Source organism: Streptomyces curacoi (genome assembly GCF_001513975.1).
GTDB classification, from domain to species: Bacteria; Actinomycetota; Actinomycetes; order Streptomycetales; family Streptomycetaceae; genus Streptomyces; species Streptomyces curacoi.
The window spans coordinates 319,311-334,233 of sequence record NZ_KQ947989.1 but is presented as its reverse complement, the minus strand read 5'-3'; the positions used below and the strand labels follow the sequence as shown (position 1 = coordinate 334,233).

The 14,923-nt window shown below is 70.5% G+C and carries 13 protein-coding genes; 7 read left to right on the top strand and 6 right to left on the bottom strand.

From position 1 onward, the window contains the following. Nucleotides 1–30: 30 nt before the first annotated feature. Together AQI70_RS21685 and AQI70_RS21680 are read right to left on the bottom strand one after the other, a co-directional pair. On the bottom strand, nucleotides 31–1,413 hold the full coding sequence (locus tag AQI70_RS21685; RefSeq protein ID WP_062152607.1) for an MFS transporter: 1,383 nt from the start codon (nucleotides 1,411–1,413) through the stop codon (nucleotides 31–33). A 218-nt stretch (nucleotides 1,414–1,631) separates the two neighbouring features. Beyond that, nucleotides 1,632–2,333, bottom strand: coding sequence for a GntR family transcriptional regulator (locus tag AQI70_RS21680; protein ID WP_062152605.1), 702 nt, complete (start codon nucleotides 2,331–2,333; stop codon nucleotides 1,632–1,634). 125 nt (nucleotides 2,334–2,458) lie between these two features. On the opposite strand from AQI70_RS21680, the gene AQI70_RS21675 reads away from it, so the two are divergent. Both AQI70_RS21675 and AQI70_RS21670 read left to right on the top strand, forming a co-directional pair. After that, nucleotides 2,459–3,403, top strand: a complete 945-nt coding sequence (locus tag AQI70_RS21675; protein ID WP_244181765.1) for an ornithine cyclodeaminase family protein — start codon at nucleotides 2,459–2,461, stop codon at nucleotides 3,401–3,403. Then, the gene (locus tag AQI70_RS21670; RefSeq protein WP_062152601.1) at nucleotides 3,400–4,662 is read left to right on the top strand and encodes an NAD(P)/FAD-dependent oxidoreductase; all 1,263 of its coding nucleotides are present in this window, start codon (nucleotides 3,400–3,402) and stop codon (nucleotides 4,660–4,662) included. The genes AQI70_RS21675 and AQI70_RS21670 overlap by 4 nt, the downstream gene beginning before the upstream one ends. 76 nt (nucleotides 4,663–4,738) lie before the next feature. On the opposite strand, the gene AQI70_RS21665 is transcribed toward AQI70_RS21670, so the two are convergent. After that, entirely contained in the window at nucleotides 4,739–6,739 is a 2,001-nt protein-coding gene (locus AQI70_RS21665; RefSeq protein ID WP_062152599.1) for an RICIN domain-containing protein, read from the bottom strand. A 442-nt stretch (nucleotides 6,740–7,181) separates the two neighbouring features. On the opposite strand from AQI70_RS21665, the gene AQI70_RS21660 reads away from it, so the two are divergent. Beyond that, nucleotides 7,182–8,615 (top strand): glycoside hydrolase family 43 protein, encoded by a 1,434-nt coding sequence (locus tag AQI70_RS21660; RefSeq protein ID WP_062152597.1) that lies wholly within the window; start codon nucleotides 7,182–7,184, stop codon nucleotides 8,613–8,615. A 77-nt stretch (nucleotides 8,616–8,692) separates the two neighbouring features. On the opposite strand, the gene AQI70_RS21655 is transcribed toward AQI70_RS21660, so the two are convergent. Further along, nucleotides 8,693–9,697 (bottom strand): esterase/lipase family protein, encoded by a 1,005-nt coding sequence (locus tag AQI70_RS21655; RefSeq protein ID WP_062152595.1) that lies wholly within the window; start codon nucleotides 9,695–9,697, stop codon nucleotides 8,693–8,695. 165 nt (nucleotides 9,698–9,862) lie between these two features. Then, nucleotides 9,863–10,348 carry a YfbM family protein gene (locus AQI70_RS21650; protein ID WP_062152593.1) on the bottom strand — a complete coding sequence of 162 codons (486 nt, stop codon included), beginning with the start codon at nucleotides 10,346–10,348 and terminating at the stop codon, nucleotides 9,863–9,865. 167 nt (nucleotides 10,349–10,515) lie between these two features. Between AQI70_RS21650 and AQI70_RS21645 the strand changes: the two genes are divergently transcribed. Both AQI70_RS21645 and AQI70_RS21640 read left to right on the top strand, forming a co-directional pair. After that, nucleotides 10,516–11,331 (top strand): methyltransferase domain-containing protein, encoded by an 816-nt coding sequence (locus AQI70_RS21645; RefSeq protein ID WP_062152591.1) that lies wholly within the window; start codon nucleotides 10,516–10,518, stop codon nucleotides 11,329–11,331. A 68-nt stretch (nucleotides 11,332–11,399) separates the two neighbouring features. Then, nucleotides 11,400–11,921 (top strand): YcxB family protein, encoded by a 522-nt coding sequence (locus AQI70_RS21640; RefSeq protein WP_062152589.1) that lies wholly within the window; start codon nucleotides 11,400–11,402, stop codon nucleotides 11,919–11,921. Between the two features lie 10 nt (nucleotides 11,922–11,931). Here AQI70_RS21640 and bla read toward each other — a convergent pair whose 3' ends face one another. Next, nucleotides 11,932–12,873, bottom strand: coding sequence for a class A beta-lactamase (gene bla / locus AQI70_RS21635; RefSeq protein WP_062152587.1), 942 nt, complete (start codon nucleotides 12,871–12,873; stop codon nucleotides 11,932–11,934). 159 nt (nucleotides 12,874–13,032) lie between these two features. Here bla and AQI70_RS21630 point away from each other — a divergent pair, with 159 nt between their 5' ends. Together AQI70_RS21630 and AQI70_RS21625 are read left to right on the top strand one after the other, a co-directional pair. After that, nucleotides 13,033–13,938, top strand: coding sequence for a LysR family transcriptional regulator (locus AQI70_RS21630; RefSeq protein WP_062152585.1), 906 nt, complete (start codon nucleotides 13,033–13,035; stop codon nucleotides 13,936–13,938). Next, nucleotides 13,935–14,876 (top strand): serine hydrolase, encoded by a 942-nt coding sequence (locus AQI70_RS21625; RefSeq protein ID WP_062152583.1) that lies wholly within the window; start codon nucleotides 13,935–13,937, stop codon nucleotides 14,874–14,876. The genes AQI70_RS21630 and AQI70_RS21625 overlap by 4 nt, the downstream gene beginning before the upstream one ends. Nucleotides 14,877–14,923: the final 47 nt, after the last annotated feature.

The following is a 14,923-nucleotide window of genomic DNA, read 5'->3' as shown; positions in this document are numbered from 1 at the left end:
GACGAGCAGCGGTGGCCGTGTCGTCCGGGTTCACCGGCTGATGACACGGGCGGGCCGGTCAACGGGCGTCGGCCCGGCCGCGCTGACGCTGCTGGCCTCCGCCAGCCGGCGGCCACGGGTCTCGGGGGCCATGGTCACGCAGACCACGAATCCCAGCAGGGTGACTCCGGCCATGATCAGCATGGTGGGGCCGACACCGATACGGTCCAGTCCGACGGGCAGCAGATACGTCCCGATGGCGGCTCCGATGCGGCTGACCGCCGTACCGACTCCGACCGCGGTCGCGCGCACCTCCGTCGGGAAGAGTTCCGTCGGGTAGATGAACTCCAGGATGCTCGGGCCGCCGGAGAACAGGGCGTAGGCGCAGAAGCAGACGAGAACCACGGCGACGGGTGCCGTCGGCGCCAGACCCAGCACGGCGAGCGGGACGACCATCAGGGCGAACGACCAGACGATGAGCGGGCGCCGGCCCAGGGTGTCGATGAGCCGCAGCGCGGGGACGCACCCGATCAGGAACAGCATGCTGATCAGCGCCGATCCGATGATCGAGTCGCTGCTGCCGGACATCCCGAACGCGCTCAGGATCGTCGGGCCGAAGGTGTAGATCGCGAAGAGCGGAACGATCTGCAGGAGCCAGAACAGCCCGACGAAGGCCGTGCGCTTGAGGTACTCGCCCCGGAAGACCTCGGTGAAGCCCAGGCCGTGCGCCCGCTCGTCGTCGACCAGGGATTCGACCGCCTCCACGGTGGCTTCCTCGCCGTAGACGCGGGTCAGTACGGCCCGCGCCTCCGCCACCCGACCCCGGCTGACGAGCCAGCGGGGCGACTCCGGGGTCCCGATGCGCGCGATGATGAACACGACGGCCGGGATCGCCGCGCTGCCCAGGGCCCAGCGCCACGCCCCGGAGTCCACGGTGCTGATGAGCGCGTAGCCGACCCCGTACGCGGCCGTGGCCCCCACGAACCACGCCATGATGAGCATCCCCATGACCCGGCCCCGCTGGGCGGTCGGCAGCCACTCGGACAGCAGGGCGCTGCCGATGGCGTAGTCGGCGCCGAGTGCGATGCCGATGACGAAGCGCAGGACGACCATCAGCGTCGGGTCGCTCACGAACATGGACACGATCGAGGCCGCGGCGATCACCACGAAGTGCAGGGTGAAGAGCAACTGACGGCCGATGCGGTCCGTCACCCGCCCGAAGACCAGTCCGCCGACGAACAGGCCGACCAGCGCCGAGGCGCCGATCAGGCCCTCCTGGCCCGCCGACATGCCGAGGTCCTCGCTCATTCCGAGGACGACCACGCCCACGATGCTGAGCAGATAGCCGTCGAGGAACTGCCCCCCGGCGGTGAGCGCGAACATCTTTCTGTGGAACGGCCGGAACCGGGCGTCGTCGATGAGGGAACTGCTCACAGGTCCTCCTTGGGGTTCGTCGGCGACCTGGGCGGGGCCGCCCGCACAGCGCGGCAGATCTGAGGTGTAATACCTCACTAGTGGGGAGAGTGCGCTTCCGTTGTTCTCGTCTGCGGTGTGATGTGTAATGCCTTACTGTCGCCACGCAGAGGATTGGCTGGATGTTTGCCCTCTGTCAAGACCCCCGGCGGAGGCTTTGCGCCCCGGCGCCGCCCGGCTCAGGAGTCGCCGGCGTCGCTCTCCGCCCGGCCGGCCCAGATGCCACGGCTGTGGGCGAGGTGCTTGCGCATGAGCTCGGCGGCCAGTTCGCCGTCCCCCGACTCGATCGCGTCGACGATGGCGATGTGCTCCTCGCCCGACTGGGTCAGCTCGCCCTGGTCCGCCAGTTTCTGCAGGCCCTGCATCCGGGCCTGGTCGCGCAGCTGGCCGACCATCGTCACGAGGCGGCGGTTGCCCAGCAGTTCGAGCAGGCCGAGGTGGAACTGCCGGTCCAGGTCGAGGAAGGAGGCGAGGTCACCTTCGCGTGCGGCGTCGGTGATCTGCTCGGCGAGCTGCCGGAACTGCGGCACGGATGCCCCGTTCAGGGCCTCGACCACATCGGCCATGGCCGGGGCTTCGAGCATCGTGCGGATACGGAAGATCTCGTCCAGGTCGTGGTCGGTGAGTACCGGGACCCGGAAACCGCGATTGCGGATGATCTCGACCATGCCGAGATTGGCGAGGTCCATGATCGCCTCGCGGACGGGCGTGACGGACACGCCGAGCGCCGCGGCCACGTTGATGACGCTCTCCACCTGTCCCGGCTCGATCTGACCCAGCACGATCTGGGTCCGCACCGCCTCCCGTGCCTGCTCCCGGAGGCTGACGGACTTGAGCTGCGGGCTGCGGGCGGGCCCTGCCGACGGGCGCGAAGTGGTCACGCCTTATGCATAACACACCGGCTCACCCGGATCGCCGACAACGGCCTTGTGGGCATGTGTAAGGTGTAATACCTTACTCTGACTCCCCTCGGCAAGACGGTCGAGGAGGGGCGAGAAGGGGACCTGTGACGAAGCGGAGTGCCATGAAGACCATCACCCTCGGCGAGCGCGACATCCGCGAGGCCGTCACGATGAACGAGGCGATCGACGCCGTACGCCGCGGCTTCGTCGACCTCGCCGGCGGAGCGTTCGAGATGCCCACCCGCACCGTCCTGCGGGACGGGCAGTTCCTCGTGATGTCCGCTCATCACCGCCCGACGGCATCGGCCATGATCAAGACGCTGAGCCTGAACTTCGAGCGCAAGCCCGCCATCGCGGGCACGGTGGTCTGGAGCGAGACCGGCCGCCTGGACCACCTGGTCGCCGACGCCGGCACCGTCACGGCGCTGCGCACCGGCGCGGCGGTCGGCGTCGCCACCGATCTCCTGGCCGCGCCGGAAGCCGGCCGCCTGACCCTGATCGGCGCCGGAGGCCAGGCTCCCGACCAGGTCCGCGCCGTCCACGCGGTCCGGCCCCTGCGACAGCTGATCGTCGTGGACGCCGACCCGCGACGCGCCCAGGCCCTCGTGGAGACGCTCGAACCCGAGCTGCCGGGCGTGGAACTGCGTACGGCGGCCGACGCGGAGTCCGCCGTGGCGGGCGCCGAGATCGTCTGCTGCGCGACCAACGCGACCAGCCCGCTCTTCCCGGAGTCGGCGCTGCCCGCACAGGTGCACGTCAACGCCATCGGCGCCTACCGCCCCACCATGCGCGAACTGCCCGACGAACTGCTCGCGGGCAGCACCGTCGTCATCGACGAACTCGACGCGGTCCTGGAGGAGTCCGGCGAGATCATCCACGCCCTGGAAACCGGCGCCATCACCCAGAGCGCCCTCACGGAGCTCGGCACCGCCCTGACCGCTCCCCCCGGGGACCACGGCAAACGGACCGTGTTCAAGACCGTCGGTGTCGCCATGCAGGACTGGGCCCTCGCCCGCCTGCTGGCCGAGAAGTTCCTGGAGAAGCGATGACGAGCGGCGTGGTCATCGTCGGCGCGGGCGTGATCGGACTGGCCACCGCATACCGGCTGGCACGCGACGGCCTGGCCGTCACCGTCGTGGACGCGGAGCGCGGCGCGACCGGAGCCTCCGTCCACAACGCCGGATGGATCGTTCCCATCATGTCGACCCCCGTCCCCGCCCCCGGCATGCTCGGACAGGCACTGCGGTGGATGACCCGCAAGGACAGCCCGCTCTACGTCCGCCCCTCCCCGCGCCCCGACCACGTGCGCTTCATGCTGAGCATGCTGCGCCACTGCAATCCCCGGGACTTCCACCACGGCGTCGAAGCCCTCGTCACCGTCAACGAGCGCACCGTCTCCCTCTTCGACGAGTACGAGAAGGACGGCGTGCGGTTCGAGTACCACCGCACCGGCCAGCTCATGGCCTTCCACACCCGCGAGGTCATGCGGCGGTACCAGACGGAGGCAGCGTCCCTGGAGCGCATCGGGCACAGCGCCGCCCCCCTGACCGGCGACGAGCTCAGAGACCTCGAACCCGCGCTCGGCAAGCAGGTACAGGGCGGCCTCCACTGCCCGCAGGAACGCCACGTCGACCCGGCGAGCCTGCTCCGGGGACTGACAGACCGCTGCCGGGAACTCGGTGTCCGCTTCCTGTACGACAGACCGGTCACCGGCATCCGCTCCCGGGGCCAGGTGGTGACATCGGTCCTCGCCGGGGGCGATGAGATCAGCGGCGATGTGTTCGTCCTGGCGGCGGGTGTGCACACCGGCCCGCTCTCGCGCCAGGCCGGATTCGCCCTGCCCATCCAGCCCGGCAAGGGGTACGGATTCGACGACGCGAGCGGCTCGCTGACCCTGCGGCACTCGGTCTACCTGGGTGAGGCGAAGGTGGCCGTCACACCACTGTCGGACCGGCTGCGGTTCGCCGGGACGATGGAGTTCGGCAGCTCCGACTCGGGCATCGACCCGCATCGCCTACGCGGCATCGTGCGCTCCGCCCGGGAGTTCCTGCCGGGCTTCGCGCCCGCCTCCCGGCCGCGCGGCTGGACCGGCCTGCGTCCGATGACGCCCGACGGACTGCCGGTCGTCGGGCCTCTGCCGGGCAAGGACAACCTGCTGGTCGCGAGCGGTCACTGCATGCTCGGGGTGACCCTGGCGCCGATGACGGCGGAACTCGTCTCGGGGTACGTCGCGGGCGGCCAGGAGGCGTCCGGCAACGCGTTCACCCCGAAGCGTTTCGCCGCACGGCGCGGTCACACCGTGAGCTGATCAGAGTGCCGCCTCTTCCCGATCCGCCGGGGCCCGGGCAGGTGGACGGCACCGAGCCCCAGCGTCGAACAGCCGGTCAGGCCGCGGTCCACCTCTGGTTGTTCTGGCCGTTGCAGGTCCACAGGACGAGCTTGGTGCCGTTGGCGGTCGCCGCGTTCGAGGCGTCCAGGCACAGGCCCGAGAGGTTGTTGGTGAGCCTGCCGTCGGAGTGGAGGGTCCACTTCTGGTTGGTGCCGCCCGTGCAGCTCCAGATGATGACCTTGGTGCCGTTGGCGGTGCCGTTGTTGTCGGCGTCGAGGCACTTGTTGCCGTAGACGACGAGTTCGCCGCGCGAGGTGTGGGTGAACGTCTGGTTCCGCCCGCCGCCGCAGTCCCACAGCTGTGCCTGGGTGGCGTCGGTGATGGTGTTCTTCTCGATGTCCACGCACCGGTTCGATGCGGCGCCGACGAGGGCGGTGCCGTCGGTGCCGGGGATGCCCTGGACGCGGAGGGCGTCGATGTCGGGGGCGGCGGTGCCGGAGACGGCGGCGAAGCGGACGGTGTTCGCGCCCTTGGCCAGGTGGGCCAGCACGGAGACGGTCCGGTAGGTGGTGGCCGAGCCGGTGGGCGGGAAGGACACGATGTAGGCGTACTGGCCGTTGACCTTGACGGTGGCCTTGCGCACGGTGGCGGAGCCGTTGGCGTAGGTGATGTCCAGCAGCTTGGTGCCCGCCGACGCGGCGGTGACGTTGCCGAACGTCGGCGTGGTGGCGGTGGTGGTGTCCTCGTACGTCGTGCCGGACGCCTCGGTGCCGGAGACGGTCAGCAGGACGGCGTCGCCCGCCGGGACGGTCGTGGTGTATCCGGTGCCGAAGGAGCCGGCGTCGGTGCCCGTCCAGACGTTGCGCACGGAGGCGGTGGCCGAGGTGAGGCCGAGGTCGGCCCAGCGTACGGTCATGGACGCCGACGCGGAGGTGCGGTTCAGCAGGAGCACCGCGCGCTTGCCGGTGCCGGCGAGGACCTTGCCGTACACCTGCAGGTTCCTCGTGTCCTCGGCGACCTTGACGCCCTGGAGCCCGCGCGGGTCCTGGTCGATGGCGATCATCTCGCGGTTGGTGAGGATGTCCCGGGTGGTCGTGCTCATCGTGGCCAGGTTGTTGCCCGCCAGCAGCGGGGCGCCGGAGATCGCCCACAGGCCCATGTGCAGCCGGTTCTGCGCGGCGGTCAGTCCGCTCATCCCGGTCATCAGCATGTCGGGGTCGTTGTAGTAGCCGGTGTGCTGGGCGGCCGGGTGCAGGGCGCGGTCGAAGTTGGTGAGCATCTTGGCCGTCGTGGGGGTCTGGCCCCAGAAGATGACGTCGGTGCTGGTGCGCCACAGGTCGCCGTAGCCGGTGGCCCAGTTCCAGGACAGTCCGCTGCCCCACTCGCAGAACGACAGGACCAGCTTGTGCCCGGTGACCGCGGTGGCGGCCTCGTTGGCCGCGGCGATCGCCTTGTACGTCGCCTCCTGGTCCAGGCCCTCCGCCTGGCCCCCGCACCAGTCGATCTTGACGTAGTCGAAGCCCCAGCGCTGGAAGGTCTCCAGGTCCTGCTGGTAGTGGCCCTCCATACCGGTGTTGGGGGCGGCCGGACGGGTGGTGGGGAAGTAGTAGCCGCAGCCCTGCTTGCCCGCGTCGGTGTAGATGCCGGCCTTGAGGCCCTTGCTGTGGATGTAGTCGGCGATGGCCTTCATGCCGCCGGGCCAGAGGGTCTCGTCGACGACGATGTTGCCGTTCGCGTCACGCTCGCCCTGCCACCAGCCGTCGTCCAGGTTGACGTACTTGTAACCGGCGGCGGCCATGCCGGAGGAGACCAGGGCGTCGGTCTGCTGCTTGACGACGTTGTGGTCGATGCTGCTGGCGAAGCTGTTCCAGGACGCCCAGCCCATCGGCGGCGGGGTCACGCCGGTCAGGGTGGTGCTGACCGCGGCCGGCTCGGCCGTCAGCGGCGCCGGGGACTCGTGGCGGTCCAGGACCGCCAGGCCGGCCAGGGCGAGGGACAGGGCGAGGACGCGGGCGGTGATGCGTCCGGCCCATCTTCGGGTGAAGACGGACGACATGGGGGGTGCCTCCTGTGGTCAGTAGCCGATGCGGAAGATCGCGTCCTGCCGGTCGGTGGTCGTGGAGACCGGGTCAGATGCGCATGACGTGCTCGGAGTGGCGGGGGAGCGGGGCCCCGGTGAGACAGGGCCCTGGGGGACACGCCTGCACGGTCACGGCCACTCTTGTGCGAAATACCGGACTGAGTTCGGTGAGTCGATCAGAAGGTAGGGGCGAGACGATGGCGGGTCAATGGTTCTGTCGATTCTCGTGCGATTTTGTGTGACGGTCGGCCGTCTTGACGGCGTCTTGCGGCCCCTATAGCGTCTGGCCGAATTTTCAGACGCCGTTCCGAATCTCGAACACGCCAACTGCGGTGAATCCGCCGCCATCTCGGGCCGTCGCAGCCGACGGACGCCACCAACTCACGTCCCGCCACAGCGGCAAAGACAGGAAGTGCACATGTCCGTGCTTCTCTCCCGGCTGGTGGCGACAGTGGTCGCCGTCGGCCTGCTCGTCACCTCCCAAGTCCTGACGACACCTCAGCGGGCCGCTGCCGCCGAACCGGGCCACCTGATGGTGCACTTCACCGGGGAGGGACCGACCGGTCAGCAGATGTACCTCTCGCACAGCACGGACGGCCTGCACTGGAACGACCTCAACGGCGGCGGCATGGTCCTGCGCTCCACGGTCGGTACGAAGGGGGTGCGCGACCCCGCCCTGGTCCGCGCCCCGGGCGGTGACAAGTACTGGATCATCGCGACCGACCTGTGCATCGACTGCGGACAGTCCTGGGACGACGCCGTGAACAACGGCAGCCGCAACCTCGTGATCTGGGAGTCCACGGACCTGGTCACCTGGTCCCAGCCCCGGCTGCTCGACGTCGCCGGCGCGATCCCCGACGGGCGCAACGCCTGGGCGCCGGAGGCGGTCTGGAACCCGGAGACCAACGACTACGTCCTGTACTGGGCGACGAACGCGACGCTGAACGGCGTGCTGAAGCACCGCATCTACTACGCCCGCACGACGGACTTCCGCACCATCACCGCCCCCCGGCTCTACATCGACCGCCCCGGCACCCAGGGCATCATCGACACCCAGATCCTGGAGGTGCCGTCCGGTGCCGGCGGCTACCGCTATGTGCGGGCCTCCGGTGACGGTCAGATCACGCTCGAAGGCGGCAACTCGATCCTCGGGACGTGGACAAACCTCGGCAACCTCTCCGGCATCGGCCTCACCGGCTCCCAGGTCGAGGGACCGATGTGGATGAAGTTCAAAGACCGGGACGAGTGGGGCCTCTATCTGGACCAGTACGCCTCCGGACGCGGGTACCTGCCGGTCCTGACGACCGACCCGTCCGCGCCCGGCACCTACCGGCTTCCGGCGTCGGGAAGCTACGACATGGGCGGTACCAAGAAGCGCCACGGCTCGATCCTGAACCTCACGGCCGCCGAGGAGAGCCGTGTGCTCGCACGCTGGCCCAGCGCCGCGATCAACCGGCTCCAGTCGTACAACTACCAGGACCGGTACGTGCGGCACACCAACTTCGATGTCCGCATCGACCCTGACGTGAGCCCCGCCCAGGACGCCCAGTTCCGGCTGAGGCCCGGCCTCGCGGGCTCCGGCACCGTCTCCTTCGAGTCGGTCAACTTCCCCGCGTACTTCCTGCGGCACTCCGGCTTCGACTTCCAGCTCGCCCCCAACGACGGCACCGCCCAGTTCGCCCAGGACGCCACCTTCCGCCAGGTCGCGGGGCTCGCCGACGCGGCATGGTCGTCGTTCCAGTCGTACAACCATCCGGACCGGTACATCCGGCACCACGGGTTCCAGCTGCGGCTCGACCCAGTCACCACCGCGACGGGACGCAGCGACGCCACCTTCCGCGTGACGAGCTGACCCGCGCCGGCGGGGACACCGCCGCCCTCACGGCGTCTCCCGCCATGCTCGGGGACCCGCTCGACAGGCCCCTGGGCTCAGCCGCCGAGTACGGGCAGGGAGAGGCCGCAGCGGACGGGCTGGGCGTGAGCGGGATCGAGGGCGTTGCTCACGAGTTGGGCGGCGTTGCTGTCGTACGCGAGCGAGAGGTGTTCGGAGACGTCCTGCGGGCAGACGTCCTGGATCAGGATGTTCTTGACGGTCGCGCCCGGTCCCGCGGTCAGGAAGCTGTTGTGGTAGGGCGTGGCGAACTCGTCGTACCGAGTGGCGATGACGGTGTAGCGGACCCCTGGCTGGGTGTCCCCGCCCCGGTCGAGCTTCCGGTTCATCTCCGAGCCGACCATCTGGTCCGACCACGCCTGGCCGACCACGGCGGACACGGTCGGGTTGAGCCCCAGCTTGGTGGTCAGTGTGCCGATGCCGGACACGGTCCCGCCGTGGTTGGACGGTGCCAGGGCGATGAGACTGCGCACCTTGTTCCGCTTCGGGTGCGCGGGATCCGTGCCGCCCTCGAACCGCAGATACCAGCGGGGCGTCGGACCGCCGCCCTGGGAGTGCCCGACGAGGTCGACCTGGCGGGCACCGGTGGCCTTCAGCACGCGGTCGACGTAACCGGCGACCTGCCGCGCCGACTCCGGGATGGGACCGGTGGCCTTGAACGGACTGCCCGGCGCCCCGCCGTAGTTGGGGGCGAAGACGCAGTAGCCCTGCCGCTTCAGCCACGGGCTGAGCATGCTCCAGTTGTTGTAGGCGTTCGCCGCGGACCCGTGCAGCAGTACGACGGGGCGCGGATGCTTGCGGGTGGGCCGGCAACTCCAGTCGTTGGCCCCGGCCGGTGACGCGTCCGGGTGGACGAGCCCCCCGGCCAGCGCCGCGGGGACAGCGAGGACCCGGCCCGGCGGTCGCGGCGGTACGGGGGTGCCGGATGCGGCCGCCGCGCCCTGCAGACCCACGGTCAGCGACACGGCGAGGCCCGCACAGACCACGGCCCACCTGGTGCGCTGCCGGTTCGACCACCTGCGGGAAACCTTCCGATCCGACATCGGGCCACTCCTCGTCTCAAAGCCGGCCGAGTGCCGACGCCAAGATCATCGAGGAGCGGATCCCCGCAGTGGTCAACAGCCGCTCGCGTCACCTCATATGGAGCAGGCCGCTTTCATCCGTCCAGCCCACGGAGTGCCCAGGGGCGGATCGGCGGCCCCAGCACCTCAGAAGCTGAAGTTCATGAACGCCCCATGGCCGCGCTCGGCCGCCTCGGTGAAGAAGGCGACGAGTTCCTCGTAGGCGCGCTCGAGCCAGTACAGGTCGGCCTCGGGGTCGAACCTCCAGGTGTTGGGGTACACATCCGCCTTCGTCATCCGCTCCGGGTCGTAGTGCGCCGCCAACTGCTCCCACGGTGTTGCCCTCAGCTGCCGTGCCACGCTCTCGATCTGCTCCGCGGACCACACGAACAGGGTGCCGTCCTCCAGGATCGGGAGCCCGTCCATCAGGAACTCCAGTCCTACGTCGGTCTCGTCGATCAGGAACTGCAGGCCCGCCCACGCCTTGTCCGGGCCGCCGTGGGGACGATCCGGCATCGGGAAGTCGTCGCTGTCGTACAGCTCGTAGACGTACTCATCGGCCCAACTCGGGTCCTGCTCCGCCCTGTCCAGCTCCTCCGTCGTCGCGCTGATGAACGAAATGCTCACGCCCATGGCAGGCAATCCCCCTTGGTGTACCGCTGATTCGGCCCTTTGGCCCAACAACGCCGGCGAGTGTTCCACAGGACACTGACAAGCGGGCTGCGCCTCCGTCGGGTTCATCGTGAGCCAGTGGCATCCCGGCTCAACCGCGCCATAGGCCCACGTGCGATGATCGGATCATGGCACGGGACATGCGGGACACTTCCGGCGAGGGGTATCTCCTGGACAACCGGCAGGCCGAGGCGGGAGAGCGGTTCGCCGCGCTGTCGGCGCTGTTCGACCGGTCGACGTTCCGGCACTTCGAGACGGTCGGCGTCGGCGAGGGGTGGCGGTGCTGGGAGGTCGGCGCCGGAGGGCCCGGCGTACCGGCCTGGCTGGCCGAGCGCGTCGGTCCGACCGGGCACGTGGTGGCCACCGACATCGACACCTCCTGGATGCCGGAGGCGGCAGGCTTCAAGGTGCTGCGCCACGACGTGGCGGCCGAGGCGCCCCCGGCCGGATGGCCGTACGACCTGATCCACGCCCGGCTGGTGCTGGTTCACGTCGCCGACCGCGACCGGGCCCTGCGGTCCATGGCCGAGGCGCTCCGCCCCGGCGGATGGCTCGTGCTGGAGGACGGTGACCCGGCGTTGCAGCCGCTCATCTGCCCGGACGAGTACGGGCCCGCGCAGGAGATGGCCAACAGGCTGCGCCGCGGCTTCCGCGAACTGCTGCGGCAGCGCGGCGCGGACCTGGCGTACGGACGCAAGCTGCCGCGGCTGCTGCGCGAGGCCGGGCTGGTCGATGTCGAGGCGGACGCCTACTTCCCGATCACCTCGGCCGCGTGCACCGTGCTGGAGGAGGCCACCGTCCACCAGATCCGCGACAAGCTCGTCGCTGCCGGACTGGCCACCGACGAGGAGATCGACCGCCACCTGGCCAACGTCACCGCGGGCGGCCTCGACCTGGCCACCTCGCCGATGATCTCCGCCTGGGGCCGCCGCCCGGCCGCGTGAAGCCCTGCCCCCGGGCCGGGAGCACCCGCTGGGACGGAGGCCGCGGGTCCGGATGTACGATCCCGATCATGGTCGTGGACATGGGGCAGGGCGAAAGACAGGACACGGTCGAGCTGGTCTACCGGCCCACCCGCGCCGACCTCCTCGCGGGCATCCGGCTGCGTGAGCGCCGACGCCACCTCCACCTCGTGCGCTGGGGCTTGACGGGGCTGTTCCTGGCCGGCGCCGTGCTGGTGGCGACCGCACCGAAGAGCTCCGCGTTCTCACTGGTGACCGCGGTCTTCTGCGCCGCCGTGACCTGGTCGGTTCCGCACTTCCAGGCCCACCACGCGCTGCGCACCGTCTCCTGGCAGGGCGAGTACCGCACATCCGTGAGCACGACGGGGATCGAGGCCGAGACCGCACACGCGACGCTCCTACAGCGCTGGTCGGTGTTCCGCGGTTACCGCGAGACCCGCGACCACGTGGTGCTGCTCAGCCGCGACCCGAACATCCTGCTCGTGGAGGTACTGCCCAAGCGCGGGCTGCGCTCCGCGCAGGACGCGGAGCGCCTGCGGGCTCTCATGAGCCGGCATCTGCCCCGCGTCTGAAGCCCCTTTCCTAGCGGCCGAGGCCCTTGACCGCCACGGTGGCGGCCTTGGCGAGCAGGGCGTCGTTGCGCTCGGCGCCCTGCTTGTCGCGGGAGGACATGACCGCCATGACGATGGGGTTACCGCCGTCGTCCGGCCACACCACGGCGATGTTGTTGCGTCCCCCGTACCCGGCGGTCCCGCTCTTGTCGGCCACGTCCCAGCCGTCCGGGACGCCCGCCCTGATGAGCGTCCGACCGGTCATGTTCGTCGTCATCCACTGTCTGAGCAGCTCGCGCTCGTCCGCCTTCAGGGCGTCGCCGAGCAGGAACGTCCGCAGGCTCCCCGCCATCGCGCGCGGCGTGCTCGTGTCGCGGATGTCGCCGGGTGCGCCCTCGCTCATGTCCGGCTCGTACCGGTCCATCTCGGTGACGTCGTCACCGAACTCCTCCAGCACCTTCTCCAGGCCGTCGGGTCCGCCGAGCTCGTCGAGGAGCAGGTTGACGGCCGTGTTGTCGCTGTACCAGAGGGTCGCGGCGCACAGCCCCCGCAGGCTCATGCCGGTCTTCACGAAGTTCTCGGACACCGGCGAGTCCGCGACCAGGTCGTCACGCGAGTACCTGACCACCCTGTCCATGCCGTCCGTGCCGAACTTCCGGAGAACGGCCCCCGCCGCCAGCGCCTTGAACGTGGAGGCGTAAGCGAACCGGTCGTCCGCCCGGTATCCGACCGATCGGCCCGTGCCGGTGTCCAGGGCGTAGACGCCGAGCCGTGCGTCGAACTCCCGCTCCAGGGACCGGAACTCGGCAGTGGCGGACTTCGTGGCCGCCCCGGGTGCCGCGGACCGTGCCGCGCCCGCGGGCGAGCCCGCGCCGGCCGCGGTTTGCTGACCGCACGCCGGAAGCACGGCGAGCGCGAGTAAGCCGGCCGCCGCCCAGGCGGCACCCCGGCGGGAGCGAAGCGAATGCGTCATGGAAGGAACTCCAAGCCGTCGAAGGACATGTGGGTCCAAGGACATGTGGACCGTGCGAGCCCGGGAAAGCCCTGGGCCGCGACCACTCTCCGGCCGGCGGGCCCCCGGGGTCCAAGACGCGAACGCTCAACTCCATGCTGTTTTGGCATAGTAGGGCTCGTGGATCTTGTTGCGGCGTGCCGTGCGTTCATCAGCGTGAGTGAGCACGGCAGTTTCACAGTGGGCGCGGCGGCGGCCAGGACGGCCCAGTCCGTCGTGAGCCGCCGCGTCGCCGCGCTGGAGCAACACCTCGGCGAACGGCTGCTGGACCGGTCCTCGCGGGCGGTGACGCTGACGCCCTTCGGCCGGGACATGCTGCCGACGGCGCGGCAACTCGTGCGGCTCGCCGACCGGTTGGAACACGAGGCGGAAGCCGCGCGGCACCGGCCGCTGCGGCTCGCCGTCCCGGCTGTCTGCACGACCGGTGCCCTCGCCCGCCTCATCGCTCAGGCCCGCGAGCAGCAAGTCCTCCTCGACCCGTTTCCCGCCGGGCCGGCCGAGCGCGCCGACCTCGTCACGTCCCGCCAGGTGCGGGCCGCGCTGCTCGCGGTGGCGCCGACCGAGGCGACCTGGACGGTGCCGTTGGGGCTGGCGGTCGCACACGACCCGGGCGCCGGGTCGATCTACCTGGACACCCTGCGCCCCGGCCGGGCCGACCGCGACCAGCGGCCCCGGCGCGTGTGGCTCCAGCCGGAGGACGACGTGCCGCACGTTCGGGACCGTCTCACCCGCCTGCGCGACGCCGTCGGACTGCGCCCGGCCCAACTGGCCGTCGCACCGGCCGTGGCCACCGCCGCCGCGGAGGTGCTCAGCCATGGCGACACGCTGCTCTGCTCGGCCGCGCAGTCCCGCGAACTGCGCCTGCACTGGCGGCCCGTCGGCGAGCTGGGCCCCGGCTTCGCACGGGGATTCTCACTGGCCGTGGCGGACGAGACCGACGTCGACGCGATCCGCGTACGGCAGGCGTGCGCGCACGGCATCGCCCGGTGCCTCGGCGCCACGGAACGCTCGGAGGCAGCCGCATGACCACCAGTACCGAGAGACTGCTCGGCGACCTCCGCCGGGCCTTGCACGACGGCGGGCTGTACGGCTCGTTCCTCGTCCGGGACCTGGAGACGGGCGACGAGATCGGCATCGACCCCGACATCGAGTTACCCGTCGCCTCCCTCGTGAAGATCCCGCTCGCCCTCGTGACCCTGGAGCGCATCCGGCGCGGGGAGCTCGACGGCGCCAAGGTGATCGAGGTGCCGCCGGGGCGGATCACCACTCCCGGTCCGACCGGGATGAGCCGGTTCCGGCACCCCGCCCACATCGCCGTGGAGGACCTGCTCTACCTCAGCACCTGCATCAGCGACAACAGCGCCGCCGACGCCCTCTTCGACCTCACACCGCCCGACCAAGTCGGCGCGATCCTGAACGAGTTGGGGCTGCGCGGCATCGCCGTCCGGCACACCATGCGCGAGCTGATGGAGACCCCGGTGGAGCGCTTCGACCCCGCGGACGTGCACCTCGCGCACGCCCTCGCGATCGACGCCGGCACCCCCGGGCGCGGCCACCGGGTGCCGCAGCTCGACATCTCGCGGGCCAACACCGGGACGGCACGGGCGTTCGTGGACCTCCTCCAGGCCCTGTGGCGGTCACGGCCCGGAACGCAGGGCGCCGAGCCCCCGGCGGTCCACCCCGAAGTCGCGGCCCGTGTGCGCGACTTCATGGCCAACAACCTCGTACGCAACCGCCTGGCACCGGACTTCGACTCCGACGCCTCCACCTGGTCGTCGAAGACCGGCATGCTGCTCAACCTGCGCCACGAGGTCGGCGTCGTCGAACACGCCGACGGCCAGACCTACGCGATAGCCGCCCTGACCGAGTCACGGGTGGCCGCCGGCCGACAGCCGGGCGCCGACGCCCTCATGGGCCAGGTCGCCCGGCGGCTGCGCGACGAGCTGCGTTCGAGGTGGATCTAGCCTGCGGCGGAGCAGTTCGACACGGCAATCGACGCGCGGTGATACCG

Excerpts from the sequence above, each read along its gene's own strand:
- AQI70_RS21670 (WP_062152601.1), top strand. The coding sequence starts at position 3,400 with ATGACGAGCGGCGTGGTCATCGTCGGCGCGGGCGTGATCGGACTGGCC.
- AQI70_RS21665 (WP_062152599.1), bottom strand. The coding sequence starts at position 6,739 with ATGTCGTCCGTCTTCACCCGAAGATGGGCCGGACGCATCACCGCCCGC.
- AQI70_RS21660 (WP_062152597.1), top strand. The coding sequence starts at position 7,182 with ATGTCCGTGCTTCTCTCCCGGCTGGTGGCGACAGTGGTCGCCGTCGGC.
- AQI70_RS21655 (WP_062152595.1), bottom strand. The coding sequence starts at position 9,697 with ATGTCGGATCGGAAGGTTTCCCGCAGGTGGTCGAACCGGCAGCGCACC.
- AQI70_RS21650 (WP_062152593.1), bottom strand. The coding sequence starts at position 10,348 with ATGGGCGTGAGCATTTCGTTCATCAGCGCGACGACGGAGGAGCTGGAC.
- AQI70_RS21645 (WP_062152591.1), top strand. The coding sequence starts at position 10,516 with ATGGCACGGGACATGCGGGACACTTCCGGCGAGGGGTATCTCCTGGAC.
- AQI70_RS21640 (WP_062152589.1), top strand. The coding sequence starts at position 11,400 with ATGGTCGTGGACATGGGGCAGGGCGAAAGACAGGACACGGTCGAGCTG.
- bla (WP_062152587.1), bottom strand. The coding sequence starts at position 12,873 with ATGACGCATTCGCTTCGCTCCCGCCGGGGTGCCGCCTGGGCGGCGGCC.
- AQI70_RS21625 (WP_062152583.1), top strand. The coding sequence starts at position 13,935 with ATGACCACCAGTACCGAGAGACTGCTCGGCGACCTCCGCCGGGCCTTG.